Source organism: Amycolatopsis sp. NPDC057786 (assembly GCF_042797905.1).
Classification (GTDB): domain Bacteria; phylum Actinomycetota; class Actinomycetes; order Mycobacteriales; family Pseudonocardiaceae; genus Amycolatopsis.
Window position 1 is genome coordinate 62,474 of sequence record NZ_JBHVKW010000023.1, and the last position, 14,767, is coordinate 77,240.

Annotated in this window: 15 protein-coding genes and 1 pseudogene; 8 read left to right on the top strand and 8 right to left on the bottom strand. The window is 68.6% G+C overall.

Translation table 11 applies throughout. The features are described 5' to 3' along the window. Window positions 1-67: 67 nt before the first annotated feature. Window positions 68-258 (top strand): annotated as a pseudogene (locus ACFVM3_RS15620) (IS30 family transposase); the annotation flags it as partial. 320 nt (window positions 259-578) lie between these two features. Then, complete coding sequence (locus tag ACFVM3_RS15625) at window positions 579-1,616, top strand: DUF222 domain-containing protein (protein WP_378439216.1); 1,038 nt, start codon at window positions 579-581, stop codon at window positions 1,614-1,616. Between the two features lie 449 nt (window positions 1,617-2,065). Here the strand turns inward: ACFVM3_RS15625 and ACFVM3_RS15630 are convergent, their stop codons facing one another. After that, window positions 2,066-2,434, bottom strand: coding sequence for a nuclear transport factor 2 family protein (locus tag ACFVM3_RS15630; protein ID WP_378439184.1), 369 nt, complete (start codon window positions 2,432-2,434; stop codon window positions 2,066-2,068). A 63-nt stretch (window positions 2,435-2,497) separates the two neighbouring features. On the opposite strand from ACFVM3_RS15630, the gene ACFVM3_RS15635 reads away from it, so the two are divergent. Next, entirely contained in the window at window positions 2,498-3,403 is a 906-nt protein-coding gene (locus ACFVM3_RS15635; RefSeq protein ID WP_378439186.1) for an RNA polymerase subunit sigma-70, read from the top strand. On the opposite strand, the gene ACFVM3_RS15640 is transcribed toward ACFVM3_RS15635, so the two are convergent. Genes ACFVM3_RS15640 through ACFVM3_RS15665 form a run of 6 tightly spaced genes read right to left on the bottom strand, consistent with a single transcriptional unit; the run spans window position 3,394 to window position 9,153 of the window. Further along, window positions 3,394-3,801, bottom strand: coding sequence for an HIT family protein (locus ACFVM3_RS15640; RefSeq protein ID WP_378439187.1), 408 nt, complete (start codon window positions 3,799-3,801; stop codon window positions 3,394-3,396). The genes ACFVM3_RS15635 and ACFVM3_RS15640 overlap by 10 nt on opposite strands. 4 nt (window positions 3,802-3,805) lie before the next feature. After that, a complete protein-coding gene (locus tag ACFVM3_RS15645) occupies window positions 3,806-4,777 on the bottom strand; it encodes an acyl-CoA dehydrogenase family protein (RefSeq protein ID WP_378439189.1) in 972 nt (323 codons plus the stop codon). Next, window positions 4,774-5,703, bottom strand: a complete 930-nt coding sequence (locus ACFVM3_RS15650) for an acyl-CoA dehydrogenase family protein (protein WP_378439191.1) — start codon at window positions 5,701-5,703, stop codon at window positions 4,774-4,776. Before ACFVM3_RS15650 ends, ACFVM3_RS15645 begins: the two co-directional genes overlap by 4 nt. Further along, window positions 5,700-6,833: an acyl-CoA dehydrogenase family protein gene (locus ACFVM3_RS15655; RefSeq protein WP_378439193.1), complete on the bottom strand. Its 1,134-nt coding sequence runs from the start codon at window positions 6,831-6,833 to the stop codon at window positions 5,700-5,702. Before ACFVM3_RS15655 ends, ACFVM3_RS15650 begins: the two co-directional genes overlap by 4 nt. Beyond that, entirely contained in the window at window positions 6,833-7,666 is an 834-nt protein-coding gene (locus ACFVM3_RS15660; protein ID WP_378439195.1) for an enoyl-CoA hydratase, read from the bottom strand. Before ACFVM3_RS15660 ends, ACFVM3_RS15655 begins: the two co-directional genes overlap by 1 nt. Next, window positions 7,663-9,153, bottom strand: a complete 1,491-nt coding sequence (locus tag ACFVM3_RS15665) for a FadD3 family acyl-CoA ligase (protein WP_378439197.1) — start codon at window positions 9,151-9,153, stop codon at window positions 7,663-7,665. The genes ACFVM3_RS15660 and ACFVM3_RS15665 overlap by 4 nt, the downstream gene beginning before the upstream one ends. A gap of 72 nt (window positions 9,154-9,225) precedes the next feature. Between ACFVM3_RS15665 and ACFVM3_RS15670 the strand changes: the two genes are divergently transcribed. Genes ACFVM3_RS15670 through ACFVM3_RS15685 form a run of 4 tightly spaced genes read left to right on the top strand, consistent with a single transcriptional unit; the run spans window position 9,226 to window position 12,862 of the window. Then, a complete protein-coding gene (locus ACFVM3_RS15670; RefSeq protein ID WP_378439199.1) occupies window positions 9,226-10,344 on the top strand; it encodes an acyl-CoA dehydrogenase family protein in 1,119 nt (372 codons plus the stop codon). Then, a complete protein-coding gene (locus tag ACFVM3_RS15675) occupies window positions 10,341-11,108 on the top strand; it encodes an SDR family oxidoreductase (protein ID WP_378439201.1) in 768 nt (255 codons plus the stop codon). The genes ACFVM3_RS15670 and ACFVM3_RS15675 overlap by 4 nt, the downstream gene beginning before the upstream one ends. 7 nt (window positions 11,109-11,115) lie before the next feature. After that, window positions 11,116-11,718: a TetR/AcrR family transcriptional regulator gene (locus tag ACFVM3_RS15680; protein WP_378439218.1), complete on the top strand. Its 603-nt coding sequence runs from the start codon at window positions 11,116-11,118 to the stop codon at window positions 11,716-11,718. Beyond that, a complete protein-coding gene (locus ACFVM3_RS15685) occupies window positions 11,711-12,862 on the top strand; it encodes an acetyl-CoA C-acetyltransferase (RefSeq protein WP_378439203.1) in 1,152 nt (383 codons plus the stop codon). The genes ACFVM3_RS15680 and ACFVM3_RS15685 overlap by 8 nt, the downstream gene beginning before the upstream one ends. Here ACFVM3_RS15685 and ACFVM3_RS15690 read toward each other — a convergent pair. Beyond that, window positions 12,846-14,009 (bottom strand): MFS transporter, encoded by a 1,164-nt coding sequence (locus ACFVM3_RS15690; protein WP_378439204.1) that lies wholly within the window; start codon window positions 14,007-14,009, stop codon window positions 12,846-12,848. The two genes, ACFVM3_RS15685 and ACFVM3_RS15690, sit on opposite strands and share 17 nt — an antisense overlap. 46 nt (window positions 14,010-14,055) lie before the next feature. Between ACFVM3_RS15690 and ACFVM3_RS15695 the strand changes: the two genes are divergently transcribed. Continuing rightward, window positions 14,056-14,508 carry a winged helix-turn-helix transcriptional regulator gene (locus ACFVM3_RS15695; protein ID WP_378439206.1) on the top strand — a complete coding sequence of 151 codons (453 nt, stop codon included), beginning with the start codon at window positions 14,056-14,058 and terminating at the stop codon, window positions 14,506-14,508. Window positions 14,509-14,767 lie beyond the last annotated feature (259 nt).

Sequence of the window (14,767 nt, forward strand, 5' to 3'; positions counted from 1 at the left end):
CCGCGCTGATGAGAACACCGATGGCTTGTGGCGCCGGTGTCTCTCTGGGAGCCGTTTCCGAGATGGTCCACGCTCACCCTGGCAACGAGGCAGCACGATAACGCCAATGGATTGCTGCGCAAGGACCTCCTGAAAGGAACCGACGGGTATTCACGGGACGAACTCGATGCCATCGCAGACGAACTCAACGACCGGCCGCGGCAGACACTGGGCTGGCTAAAGCCGATCGAAGCGTTCAGCAAAGCGTTGCTAGACTAGAGGTGGTGCACTCAGCAGTTGAAACCATCCCTTCCCAAAGGAACCGACCTATCCGGGTATTCACAGGACGAACTCGATGCCATCGCAGACGAACTCAACGACCGGCCGCGGCAGACGCTGGGCTGGCTAAAGCCGATCAGTGGCGGTCGAACTCGTGTTCGAATATAATCTTGGCTATGACCACTTCTTTTGTTTTTAATCCGAAAGCTGCTCGTCTTCTTGATGCCGCTTTTGACGAGGAGGTTGTGTTGCGTCAGGCGCAGGGGCGGCAGGTGCGTTCGATAGCGGGTTTCGCCAGGGTGGGCGGTTCGCGAAGATCGGTGACCGAGGAGGTCGCGTTGGCCTTCTCGGTCTCCCGTAACCAGGCGCATCTGCTGGTCGAAACCTCGTGTGCGCTGGTGTCCCGGTTGCCGAACACGTTGGCGGCGCTGGAAAACGGTGACATCGATCTGTACAAGGCGTCGAAAGTCACCCAGCTGACCCGTGAAGTCTCCGACGAGATCGCCGCACAGGTGGACGCTTGGATGGTCACGCGTCTCGCCGGGCGCGATCCCGGGGCGATCCGGAAATCGGTGGATCACGCGGTACAGAAGTTCGATCCCGGCGGCTACCGAGAACGTGCCGCAGCCAAACGCGCGTTGCGGCATGTCTCGCTGGAGCACGAGGACGAGACCATGTCGAAGCTGTCCGGTTGGCTTCCCGCCGAGGTCGCGAGTTCGATCTACGCGTCGCTGAGCCAGGCGGCCAGGAAACGCCGTATGACCGACCAGTCCCGGACGTTGGATCAGCACCGGGCGGATATTTTCGCCGAGCGGCTGCTGGCCGAGGACGGGCACGGCACACCGCGGGCGCATGTCCATGTCTATGTCGACTTGCTGACCCTGACCGGCGCACGCGAAGATCCCGCGACCCTCGCCGGCTACGGCCCCGTTCCCGGCTGGTTCGTCCGCGAGATCGCCGCCGACCCCGCCTCGACCTGGTCCCGGCTGATCACCGACCCCGCCACCGGGCAACTCCTCGAGGCCGGCCCCGGCACCTACCGGTCCCCGGCCTCGCTCGCCCGCCTGATCAAAGCCCGCGACCGGGAATGCACCCACCCCGGCTGCCACCGGCCCGCCGAATTCTCCGAAATCGACCACATCACCACCTGGGCCCGCCACGGCGGCACCGACCACCACAACTGCCACGCCGCCTGCAAGATCCACAACCTCCTCAAAGAAGAACCCGGCTGGACCACCACCCCTACCGGCAACGGCGGCATGACCATCACCACCCCCACTGGCCGTACCTACCACGCGACCCCCGAACCTCTCCACGACCCACGACCCCAACCCGAGGACGACACCCCACCCTTCTGATCGGCACAGAAATACGCCCTGGAGCCACCCGGCCTCACGCCGGGCGGCGACTCCGGTGCGCCCAAAGCGCGGTTCCGCGGGAAGTCGATAGGCACGCCCTGGCTCACTGGAAATAGGCCGGGCGGTTGCCCCGGCGCGGCCAGGCCCGTCCACTCTGGACTCCCGCAGTGGGCAGCCCCCGCAGCCGCCCGGATGTGCGCCACGTCGTGGCACCGGCGCGCTCAGAGCCCGTCCCGTTAGGAACTACTCGGTTGGCAGGTTTCTGTATGCCCCGGCCATCCGGGCGCGCACGCCAGGCGGCGACCCCCGCGCCCAGGCCCCGATCGGTCGCAACCCCATACGACGGACACGCCAGAAAGCCCAGACCAGGCGCCCCCTCCAGAAACCAGGACTCCTTCCCTCACTGAACCGAGGGAAGGAGTCCTTCACGCGCCACCGAGCACCCCCGGCTAAGCCCCCGCAGCAGCCTCCCGAGCCGCATTGAAAGGAGCCCTGTCGAACACGATCCGCAACTCCACGATCTTCCCCTCCCGCACCGTCAGCAGCTCGGCCCCTGGCGCGCTCGCCACCGGCAGGGTCGCCGTGTCGTACATCAGCAACGCGGTCGTCTCGTCCCCGAACGCCGAAAGCAGGGTCGAGCCGGTCAGGATCTCGGTGAACGGGCCCATGAACCCGCGGAACGCCTCAGCGCCGGAAAGGGGCCCGCCGGGCGTGTGACAGACGATGTCGTCGGTGACGTAGGTCATCGCCTTCTCGAAGTCCTTGCCCGTCCACGCGTGGTGGTAGGCGAGCGCGACATCCAAGGCAGGACTGGTCATGATGGTTCCTTTCGTCGGTCTTCACCCAGTCAGACACCACTCCAGCCGCGAAAGGAACGGCCTGTGAGCACCAGGGCCACAGACGAACAGGCGTTTCGCGAGCTCACCGACACGTACCGGCACGAGCTCCACCTGCACTGTTACCGGATCCTCGGCTCCATCACCGACGCCGAGGACGCCGTCCAGGAGACGCTCCTCGCCGCGTGGAAGGGCCTCGACGGCTTCGAGGGGCGCTCGTCGCTTCGCACGTGGCTGTACCGCATCGCCACCAACCGCTGCCTCAACGCCCTGAGGGACGCGGGCCGCCGTCGTCCGCCCGAGCCGGTGTCGCCGTTCGACCCGCCGGAGCCGAGCCGTCGCAGTGAAGTGACCTGGTTACAGCCGTATCCGGACGAACTCGCCGACAGCGAGCCCGGCCCCGAAGCGCGCTACAGCGCCAAGGAAGCGATCGAGCTCGCCTTCATCACCGGACTCCAGCTCCTCCCGCCGAGACAAGCCGCCGCGCTCGTCCTGCGTGACGTCCTGTGCTTCCCCGCCGCGGACGTCGCGAGCATGCTCGGCACCACCGAGACGGCGGTCAAAGGCATCCTTCAGCGCGCCCGTGCCTCCCTCAACAAGCATCGAGCCCACACGACACACCGCCCCTCACCGCAGGAACGCGAGCTGACCAGGCGCTTCGCCGACGCGTTCACCGCGGGCGACCTCGACGGCGTCCTCAGCCTGCTCACCGACGACGCATGGCTCGCCATGCCGCCGGCGCCGCACGAGTACCACGGTCTCGAAGCGATCGCGGGCTTCCTCCGCGTCACCATGGCCATTCCCGTGGAGGGTTTCACCATGACCCCGACACGGGCCAACGACCAGCCGGCCTTCGTCTGCCGTCACGGTGAGACACCGGCCGGACTGATGGTCCTCACTCTCGACGGTGACCGTATCCGCGCCATCACCCGGTTCCTGGATCAGAAGTAGCCCGCCAGGCGGCGGCAGAGCAGGGCGATGTCGATGACCGGCGCGCCCGTCCACGACGGGCCGTCCATCCACCCGATCTCTGCGGGTGTGCCCTGATGCCGTACGAAAACGTGCTGGTGGAAATGTGCGACACTCCGCCCGGCGATGGCGGAGAACACGTGCTCCGGAGCCAGTTCCGCGCGCAGGCCCCGGGCCGCGCACCAGGCCGCCCGCGAAACCGCCGAGACCTCGTCCGAGTTCAGCTCGTCCAGCGCCGCCACGTGTCGCCGCGTCTCGACGAACAGGTACCCGGGGAAGTCGCCCGGCCGGTGTGACACGACGACCGTGCCGCCGGCCCAGACGACCGGCCCCACCAGCGGGCCTTCGCCACGGTGCTTGACACAGATCGCGCACTCCACCGGCTCACGATAAGGGTGGCCGCACCCGTCCGAGGTGCTCTCCGGGAGAGCCGAACAGGTGCGCCGCGCCATGCGCCCGCTTGAAATAGCGATGCGCCGGATGCTCCCAGGTGATCGCGATCCCGCCGTGCAGCTGGATCATTTCGCCCGCCACCGTCGCCAGCGCCTCCGAGCAGTGCACCTTGGCCACCGCGGCCAGTCTGCTCGACTCCGGAGCCACGTAGGCCGCCGAGCGCGCGGTCTCCACCAGGACGTGGAGATCCGCCATCCGGTGCTTCAATGCCTGGAAACCGCCGATCGGCCTGCCGAACTGATGCCGCTGCTTGCTGTACTCCACGGTCAGCTCGAACGCCCGTGCCGCGGCCCCGGCCTGTTCGGCGGCCAGGACGGCGCAGGCGACGTCTCGTAGTGCGCCGAGGTCGACCGGTCCGATCAGCCGGGCGGGCGCACCGTCGAAACGAACCCGCGCGAGTCGCCGGGTTTCGTCCATCGCCGGAGTCCGCTCCCGCCGCGCTTCGGTGACTTCGTACAGCGAGCCATCGGCCACGACCAGCAGGATCTCGGCCTCGTCACCGTGGAGGACGTAGTGCGCCTCACCCTCCATCGCGGAGTCGACGAGGCGGCAGGCCGGCTCGCTCCAGGAACCTTCGGCATCGGTCCAGGCCACCGCGCCGACGACACCTTCGGCGAGGCGGGGGAGCAGCCGTTCGCAAGCCTCGTCGTTGCCCGTGGCCAGGACGGCGTGCACGGCGAGCACGGCCGAGCCGAGGAACGGGACGTCGGCGAGGACCCTGCCCAGTTCTTCGGCGACCACCTGCAGTTCCGCCGTCCCGGCGCCGAGCCCGCCGAACCGCTCGGGAACGGCCAGCGCCGCCACCCCGATCTGCTCGCACAGCTCGGGCCAGGGATCCGCTTCCCGGTCCAGCAGTTTCCGCACGCTGTCGCGCAGCGCGTCCTGCTCGGCGGTGAACGTCATGACAGCACCCGCTCCCGGTGGAATCGCGGCGTTCCCCAGGCGCCGACCAGCGCACGGACCCTGGTCAGCCGCAGGCCGAGGGCGTGTTCCGCCGTGTAGCCGATCGCACCGTGCACCTGCAGCCCGGTCCGGGCGGCGAGATGCGCGGCGTCGCCGCACGCCACCTTGGCCGCGGAGACGTCGCGCCGGTCCAGCGTGACGGCCGCGCCGAACAGCAGCGGTTCGGCCAGCGCGAGGCCGGTCGCGACATCCGCGAGCAGGTGTTTGATCGCCTGGTAGCCGCCGATCTCACGGCCGTACTGCTTGCGTTGCGCGGCGTACGCGACGGACGTGTCGAGCAGCCATCGTCCCGCACCGAGGAGTTGCGCCGCGGTGGCCAGGCAACCCAGTTCGAACGCGCGCTCCGCATCGAGCGCGGTGCCGAGATCGTCTCCGGCCACGGGCGGGAACAGCCGCCGTGATCCGTCCACAGAGGACAAAACCGGGCCGGGGGTGAACGCGCGCAGCCTGCCGTTCTCGACGGCGAGACGCGCGTCTGCGACGTCTGAATCCAAGGCGTACGGCACATGCGGCGCGAAAGCCACCGAAGCCAGCGTCTCGCCGGACGCGACCGACGTCAGCAGCTCGTCGTCGAGCAACGACGGCAGGACGGCCACGGTGTCGGTCCACGGCCCGGGAACGCAGTGGTACCCGAGCCGTTCGAAGCCGACGGCCAGATCCACCGGGGTCGCGCCGAGACCGTCGTACTTCTCGGGGACCGCCAGTGCGGTAACGCCGAGTTCCGCCAGACGCCGCCAGATCTTGAGGCCGGGCCCGGGATCGCCTGACGCCCACGACCGGTTGGCCGAGTCGGTGTCCATGCCGGACAGAAGATCGTGCAGGCTGCGGGAGAACTGCTCCTGCTCGTCGGAGAGTGCGAACCTCATCGTGCCCCCTTCGGCAGGCCGAGCAGCCGTTCGGCGACGATGGACCGCTGGATCTGGTCGGTCCCGCCGTAGATCGGCCCGGCCAGGGAGAACAGCCAGCCGTCGCTCCAGCCGCCCCGCAGTTCGGCGTCCGGGCTGAGGATGTCGAGCGCGGTTTCGTGCAGGGCGACGTCGAGGTGTGACCAGAACAGCTTGTTGACACTCGATTCCGGGCCGAGCTCGGCGCCGTCCGCGAGCCGGGTGACCGTGCCCAAGGTGTACAGCTGATACGCCCGCGCGCCGATCCACGCGTCGGCGACCCGGTCCGCGGTGTGCGCCGGACGACCGGCGTCGTGCCAGAGCGAGACCAGCCGGTCGGCCGCGGCGAGGAACCGGCCGGGGCTGCGCAGGGAGAGGCCGCGTTCGTTGTTCGCCGTCGTCATCGCGACCCGCCAGCCCTCGCCCGGCGCGCCGATCACGTCCTCGTCGGGGACGAAGACGTCGTCGAAGAAGATCTCGGCGAACCCCGGTTCGCCGTCCAGCTGGGGGATCGGCCGGACGGTGACACCCTCGGCCCGCAGATCCACCATCAGATAGGTGAGTCCCTTGTGCCGCACCGAGTCCGGTTCACTGCGGAACAGGCCGAACGCGCGGTCGGCGAACGTCGCCCGCGAGCTCCACGTCTTCTGCCCGCTGACCCGCCAGCCGCCGTCGCAGCGGGTCGCGCTGCTTCGGAGAGCGGCGATGTCGCTGCCCGCCTCGGGTTCCGACCATGCCTGCGCCCAGACCTCCTCGGAGCGCGCCATCTTCGGCAGGATGCGGCGCTGCTGCTCTTCCGTGCCATGGGAGAACAGCGTCGGCGCGAGCATGAAGATGCCGTTCTGGTTCACCCGCAACGGTGCGCCCGCCGCGTAGTACTCCTCCTCGAACAGCACCCACTCCAGAAGACTCGCGTCCCGCCCGCCGAACTCGCGCGGCCACGAGACGACGGACCACCGGGCGTCGGCCAGCTTCGCTTCCCACTCGCGGTGCTGCGCGAATCCTTCGGCGGTGTCGAACGACTTCAGCGGCTCGGCGGGAACGTTCGCGGCGAGCCAGGAGCGTGCTTCGTCACGGAAGGCGAGTGTCTGTTCATCCAGGTCCAGGTTCATCACGAACTCGCGTCCCGCATCGAGCGCGCGTCCTGCCCACCCAGCGAGTCACCGCCGGAGACCTCGGCGTTGTGCGCGTGCGCGAAGTGGTGCAGCCCGAACACGGAGTCCATTCCGGACCGCAGACCCATCAGGTCTTCCGCCTGGTTCACGGCCTTCTTGGCGAGCGCGAGCCCCATCCGCGGCATCGCCGCGATCTTCTCCGCGAGCGCCATCGTTTCGGTTTCGAGGTCGGCGCGCGGGACGACGCGGTTCAGCATGCCCCATTCCTTGGCCTGCTGCGCCGTGAAGCGCTCACCGGTGAACAACACTTCCTTGGCCGCGCGCGGACCGAGGACCCAGGGGTGCGCGAAGTACTCGACACCGGGAATCCCCATGCGCACCACGGGGTCGGCGAAGAACGCGTCGTCGGAGGCGACGATCATGTCGCACACCCACGCCAGCATCAGCGCGCCCGCGATGCACGCGCCCTGGACACTCGCGATGGTCGGCTTCGGGATCTCGCGCCACCGGCGGCACATGCCGAGGTAGACCTCGGACTCGCGGGCGAACCGCTGATCGCCGCCCTCGGCGCCGACATGGTCCCACCACAGGACCGCCTTGCGCTCGAACGAGACGTCCACGTCGCGTTCCGGCGTCCCGATGTCGTGCCCGGCGGAGAAATGCTTCCCCGCGCCGGCCAGCACGATCACCTTGACCTCGGGATCGTCGACGGCGCGGGCGAACGCCGCGTCGAGCGCGTAGGTCATCGCCGAGTTCTGCGCGTTCCGGTACTCCGGCCGGTTCATCGTGACGACGGCCACCGGCCCGCGTCGCTCGTACTCGACGGTCATCCGTTCTCCTCCCGCAACACGCGTTTCAGCACCTTCCCCGACAGATTCCGCGGCAGCTCCGCCACGAACTCGACAAATCGAGGAATCTTGTAGTTGGCCAACTGGCTTTCGCAGTGCGTCAGAACGTCCTCTGTGGACAGTTCGGCTCCTGGGCCGAGCCGGACGAAGGCCTTGCCCACCTCTCCGAGCCGCCCGTCCGGCACGCCGACCACGGCGGCTTCCGCGACGCCGTCCAGACGGCTCAGTACCTGCTCGACCTCGGCCGGGTAGACGTTGAACCCGCCGCAGACGTACATGTCCTTGATCCGGTCGACGATCTTCAGGTAGCCGCGTTCGTCGAGCACCCCGACATCGCCGGTGTGCAACCAGCCGTCGGCGTCGACGGCCTTCGCGGTGGCGTCCGGATCGTCGAGGTAGCCGAGCATCACGTTCGGCCCGCGCAGCAGGACTTCGTCGTGTTCGCCGAGTTTCACCTCGAAGCCCGCCGTCGCGCGGCCCGAGAAGTTCGCGACCAGTTCGGCGTCGTCCTCGGGGCGGGACATCGTGGCCACCACGGCTTCGGTGAGGCCGTACGCGGTGAGCACGGTGTCGAAGTCCAGGTCCGTCCGCATCCGCTCGACGAGCGTGACCGGCACGGTGGCGGCGCCGGTGACGGCGAGCCGGAGACTGGAGAGATCGTGGTTCGCGCGTTCCGGCGCGTCCAGCAGCACCTGGTAGATCGTCGGAGCCCCGGGGAGCACGGTGATCCGCTCGGTTTCAATGAGGCGCAGGGTGTCCCGGACGTCGAAGGTGCGTTGCGGCAGGATCGTCGCGCCGCGCAGGATGGCCGCGAGGATCCCTGCCTTGTAACCGAAGCTGTGGAAGAACGGGTTGATGACGAGGTAGCGGTCTTCCTCGGTCAGGCCGCCGCAGTCGCCCCAGGCTTCGGCGACGCTCAGCGCCTGCCGGTGGCTGCTCATCGCGCCCTTGCTGCGGCCGGTGGTCCCGGACGTGAAGAGGATGTCGCTCACGTCGTCCGGTTTCGCGGGACTGACGAAATCGCTGTCGAGTCCGTCGAGGACCTCCCATTCCGTGACGCCGTCGGCGGGTTCCTCGGCGCCTTCGACAGGGATGCGCAAGACGGTGCCGGGATGGGACGAACCGAGTTCCGCCAGCCGATCCGTGCCGAGGAACGTGCCGGTGATCGCCAGGGCGGACACCTTCGCGCGCTCGAGGACGTCGATGGTCTCGCGGGCGGTGAAGCGGGTGTTGACCGGGATCAGCGTCGCTCCGGCGTACAGCGCGCCGAGCCCGGCGACGACCCAGTGCCAGGTGTTGGGGGAGCAGAGGGCGACTCGTGCGTGGCCCTCGAAGAACCGCGCCGCCTGGCGCACCCGTTGGGCGAGTTCGGCATAGGTGAGCCGGACATCGCCGTCGACCAGCGCTTCCCGTGCGGCGAAGCGCTCCGCGGCCCTGTCGAGCGCCGCCGGGATGGTTCCTTCAGTCATCGAAGTCTCCCTAGCAAGTGCTTGGTAGGGTAGCCTACGCAGCAGGCTCTGGTTTGGCTAGAGGAGGCAGGCGTGGCTCAGGACGGTTTCCGTGACCGTGTGCGCACCTGGCTGACGGACAACCTGCCGCCGGAACTGCGCGGTTTGGGCGGTCCCGGCCGGGAGCACGAGGCCTTCGACGAACGCGTGGAATGGGAGCGGCGGCTCGCCGCGGCGGGCTGGACCTGCGTCGGCTGGCCGGTCGAGCACGGCGGCCAGGGCGCGACCCTCGAACAGCAGGTCGTCTTCCACGAGGAATACGCGCGAGCGGGTGCCCCGGCGAGAGTCAGTCACCTGGCACAGGAGCTACTCGGCCCGACCCTGATCGCGTTCGGGACGCCGGAACAACAGAAGCGGTTCCTGCCGCCGATCGTGGCCGTCGAGGAGCTCTGGTGCCAGGGCTATTCCGAACCCGGCGCCGGATCCGACCTCGCCGCCGTGTCGACGACGGCGACCCTCGAAGGCGGCGAGTGGGTGCTGCACGGCCAAAAGGTGTGGACGTCGCTCGCGCATGTGGCCGACTGGTGTTTCGTGCTGGCCCGTACCGAACCCGGCTCGAAACGCCACAAAGGACTGTCCTATTTGCTCGTACCGATGCGGCAGCCCGGCGTCGAGGTCCGGCCGATCCGGCAGCTGACCGGGACCTCGGAGTTCAACGAAGTCTTCTTCGACGGTGCCCGTACGGCGAAGGATCTCGTCGTCGGTGAACCTGGCGACGGCTGGCGGGTGGCCATGGGCACGCTCGCGTTCGAGCGGGGCGTCGCGACGCTCGGGCAGCAGGTCGGCTTCCGCCGGGAACTCGAAGAACTCACCAGGATCGCGCCGGACGACCCGGTGATCGCCGAACGGATCGACCGCGCCTGGGTCGGGCTGGAGGTCATGCGGGCGCAGGCGATCCGTACCCTCGGCGACTCGTCGCCGGGGGTGGCGGAAGTGTCCAAACTGGTCTGGGCGAACTGGCACCGTGACCTGGGGGAGCTGGCGATGCTCGTCCGCGGCGCGCGGGGCATGCTCGCGGAAGACGGTCTCGACGCCTGGCAACGGCTCTTCCTCTTCACCCGCGCCGACACGATCTACGGCGGCTCCAACGAAATCCAGCGCAACGTCATCGCCGAGCGAGTGCTCGGCCTGCCAAGGGAGGTGCGACCGTGATCCCGGTGCCGAAGTACCCCGAGGGGGCGAACCTCCTGCGGGACAAGGTGGTCGTGGTGACGGCGGCGGCCGGCACCGGGATCGGTTCCGCGGTGGCGAAACGCGCGCTGGAGGAAGGCGCCCGCGTCGTGATCAGCGACTGGCACGAGCGGCGTCTCGACGAGAAGGCGGCCGAACTCGGCGACGTCCACGCGATCCCCTGTGACGTCACACAAGAGGATCAAGTGCGGGCGCTCATCGACGGAGCCGCCGCGTACTACGGCCGGATCGACGTGCTCATCAACAACGCCGGACTCGGCGGGACAAAGTCCATTGTGGACATGACGGACGACGAATGGTCGCGGGTCGTCGATGTGACCCTCAACGGCACTTTTCGCGCGACGAGGGCGGCGGTGAACCGGTTCATCGCGCAAGGCGACGGCGGGGTGATCGTCAACAACGCGTCGGTGATCGGGTGGCGCGCGCAGGCCGGGCAGGCCCACTACGCGGCCGCGAAGGCGGGGGTCATGGCGCTCACCCGATGCGCGGCCGTCGACGTCGCCGAACACGGCATCCGGGTCAACGCCGTCGCGCCGAGCCTGGCGATGCATCCGTTCCTGGCCAAGGTGACCAGCGAGGAACTGCTCACCGAACTCACCGCGCGCGAGGTCTCGGGGAGGGCGGCGGAACCCTGGGAAGTGGCGAATGTGATGGTGTTCCTCGCCAGTGAGTACTCGTCGTACCTCACCGGCGAGGTCGTGTCCGTGAGTTCCCAGCATGCGTGAGGTAGCGATGAAAGCCAGTCCAGGGTCCCGCCGCGCCGAACTGCTCGCCCTGGCGGCGAAGCTGTTCGCCGAGCGCGGTTACGTCTCCACCACGGTGCGGGACATCGCGGACGCGGCGGGCATCCTTTCCGGCAGCCTGTACCACCATTTCGACTCGAAGGAGTCGATGGCCGACGAGATCCTCACCGGATTCCTCGACGAACTCTTCGGTGCCTACGCCGAGATCGTCGCGGAAGGGAAAGGCCCGAGAGAGACACTCGAAGCCGTCGTCGTGGCGTCGTTCGAATCCATTCACCGGCGGCCGGCCGAGGTGGCGATCTACCAGTCCGAGGCGAAGCATCTGATGCAGTTGCCGCGATTCGACTATCTCAACGACCGCAACACCGAATTCCGCAAGCTGTGGAACGGGATCCTCACCGACGGTATCGCGGCGGGCGTGTTCCGCGAGGACCTCGACGTCGAACTCACCTACCGGTTCATCCGCGACACCGTCTGGGTGGCGGTGCGCTGGTACAACCCCGGCGGCACGCTGAGCTCGGACGACGTCGCGCAGCAGTACCTCGGGATCCTGCTGGACGGTATCGCGACCAAGAGGAGGCGCCGTGGGTGAAGCATATGTGCTGGACGCGGTCCGGACCCCCGTCGGCAAACGCGGGGGAGCGCTCAGCGACGTCCATCCCGCCGACCTCGGTGCCCACGTCATCCAGGCCGTCGTCGAACGCGCGGGAGTCGAGGCCGACCTGGTCGACGACGTCATCCTCGGCTGCTGCGACACGCTCGGGCCGCAGTCCGGGAACATCGCGCGCACGGCGTGGCTCGCGGCGGGCTTCGGGCACCACGTGCCGGGCGTGACGGTCGACCGGCAGTGCGGTTCGAGCCAGCAGGCCGTGCACTTCGCCGCGCAGGCGGTGCTGTCCGGCACGATGGATCTCGTCCTCGCCGGCGGCGTGCAGAACATGAGCGCCATCCCGATCAGCGCGGCGATGCTGGCCGGACGCGAGTACGGCTTCGAGGACCCGTTCTCCGGCTCGAAGGGCTGGCAGGAGCGCTACGGCAGCGTCGAGGTGTCGCAGTTTCGCAGTGCCGACATGATCGCCGAACACTGGGATCTGACCCGTGAGGCGATGGAGGAGTTCGCGTTCCGCAGTCATCAGCGGGCGATCGCGGCCATCGACGAAGGGCGGTTCGCCGCCGAGATCGCGCCCTTCGCCGGTGCCGCCCTGGACGAGGGGCCCAGGCGCGACACCAGCTTGGCGCGGATGGCCGGGTTGAAACCGCTGAGCGAGGGTTCGCGCATCACGGCGGCCGTGGCCAGCCAGATCTCGGACGGCGCCAGCGCGGCGCTCATCGCGTCGGAGAAGTTCGTCGAGGAACACGGTCTCACCCCGCGCGCCAGGATCCATCACCTTTCCGTGCGGGCGGCCGATCCGGTGTGGATGCTGACCGGGCCCATCCCGGCGACCGCGCACGCGTTGCGGAAAACCGGGCTGAGCATCGACGACATCGACCTGTTCGAGGTCAACGAGGCGTTCGCGAGCGTCGTCCTGGCGTGGATCGAGGAGACGGGCGCCGATCCGGACCGCGTCAACGTGAACGGCGGCGGCATCGCGCTCGGCCATCCCATCGGGGCGACCGGCACGAAGCTGTTCGCGACCCTGCTGCACGAACTCGAGCGGCGAGGCGGGCGCTACGGGTTGCAGACGATGTGCGAGGGCGGTGGAACGGCGAACGTGACGATCATCGAGCGGCTTTGACGCTCCACACGCCGAGAGCCGCCGCACTGAACGCCGCTCCGAGCAGGCAGACGCCGGTCCAGCCCGCGACGGCGTAGACGGCGGTCGAGCCGATGGCGCCCAGGCCGCTGCCGACCGAGTAGAAGATCATGTACCCGCCGATCAGCCTGCTGCCGGCGTCCGGCCGCAACGGGTAGATCAGGGTCTGGCTCGTGACGTGCACGGCCTGGACGGCGAGGTCGAGCAGGATCGCGCCCGCCACCAGCGCCCACAACGAGGAGCGGGTGAAACCCAGCGGTATCCACGAAAGGACGAGCAGCCCCAGCGCCAGCCCGGTCGTCCACCGCGCGCGGCCGCGGTCGGCGAGCCGTCCGGCGGGCGCCGCCGCCAGCGCGCCCGCGGCTCCGGCCAGCCCGAACGCGCCGATGGCGGTGTGCGACAGGCCGTCCTCGCTGAGCGGCAAAGCGACCGAACTCCACAAGGTGCCGAACGCGGCGAAGATCAGCAACGCGAGTGTGCCGCGCGTCCGGAAGACGGGCTCCTCGACGAAAAGTGACCACGTCGAACGCAGCAGCCGCCCGTAATTCATGGCCGTTCCCCCAGAGGTGGCGGGAAGAATGCGATACAGCACGATCGCGATCAGGACGGTCACGGCCGCGGACACGACGTAGACCGCGCGCCAGCCGGCGAGATCGGCCAGTGTGCCGGACACCGTGCGCGCGAGCAGGATCCCGAGGACGACGCCGGTCGTCACGAGGCCGACCACGCGCCCGCGTTCGGCGGGCTCCGCCAGCGACGCGGCGAACGCGACCAGGAGCTGCGTGACGACCGCGAGCACGCCGATCGCCGTCATCCCGGCGAACAGCACCACACCGTTCGCGGCGGTCGCGGCGACGAGTTCGGCGATCGCCAGCAGGATCAGCTGACCGGTGACGAGCCGCCGCCGGTCGAGCAGGTCACCGAGCGGGACCAGGAGGAACAGGCCGAGGCCGTAGCCGAGCTGCGTGAGCGTGACGATGGCGCCGACGGCCGACGTGGCGATGCCGAGGTCGGCGCCCATCGTGACGAGCAACGGCTGCGCGAAGTAGATCGTGGCGACGGCCGTCCCGGCGGCCACGGCGAACAACAGGACGACACCGCGGTGCACGAACCCTCCAGATGGTTTCAAGTTGCTACCAACGGACGGTAGAGGAGTTCGGTAGTAAGATGCAACCATGGTGAAGCGGACGACGTTCGACGAAGCTCCGTGCCCGGTGGCGCGTTCGGTCGACACGATCGGCGACTGGTGGTCACTCCTGATCGTGCGCGACGCCTTCGACGGTGTTCGCCGCTTCGGGGAGTTCCAGCGCAGCCTCGGCGTCGCGAAGAACATCCTGTCCGCGCGGCTGCGGGCGCTTGTCGGACACGGGGTGCTCGACATGGTCCCGGCTTCGGACGGGAGCACGTACAGCGAGTACGTCCTGACGCCGAAGGGGCGGGACCTGTTCCCGGTCATCGTCGCGCTGCGGCAATGGGGCGAGGCGCACTTCTTCGCCGAGGGGGAACCGCGATCGGAACTGGTGGACCGCGACGGCGGGCTTCCGTTACGGGAGTTGGAGATCCGGGCGTCGGACGGACGTGTCGTCGGGCCGGAGGACACCGTGGTGGTGAAGGCGCCTTCCTCGTGAGTAGCCGGACCTCGCGTGCTTGAAGACGTAACTCGCGTGATCAGAGTCGTAACTCGCGTGTGCAGACGCGTAACTCGCGTGATCAGAGACCGCCCACGCGAGTTACGCCTCCAGACACGCGAGTTGCGCCTCCAAGCACGTGAGTTGCGCTTTCGAGCACGCGGGAAAGCGGTGTTGCGAAAGCCACTTTCGCAACCTTCAACGTTGCGAAAGTGGCTTTCGCAACGCGTTCCGCTGTGGGTGGCTCGACGCGAGGGGG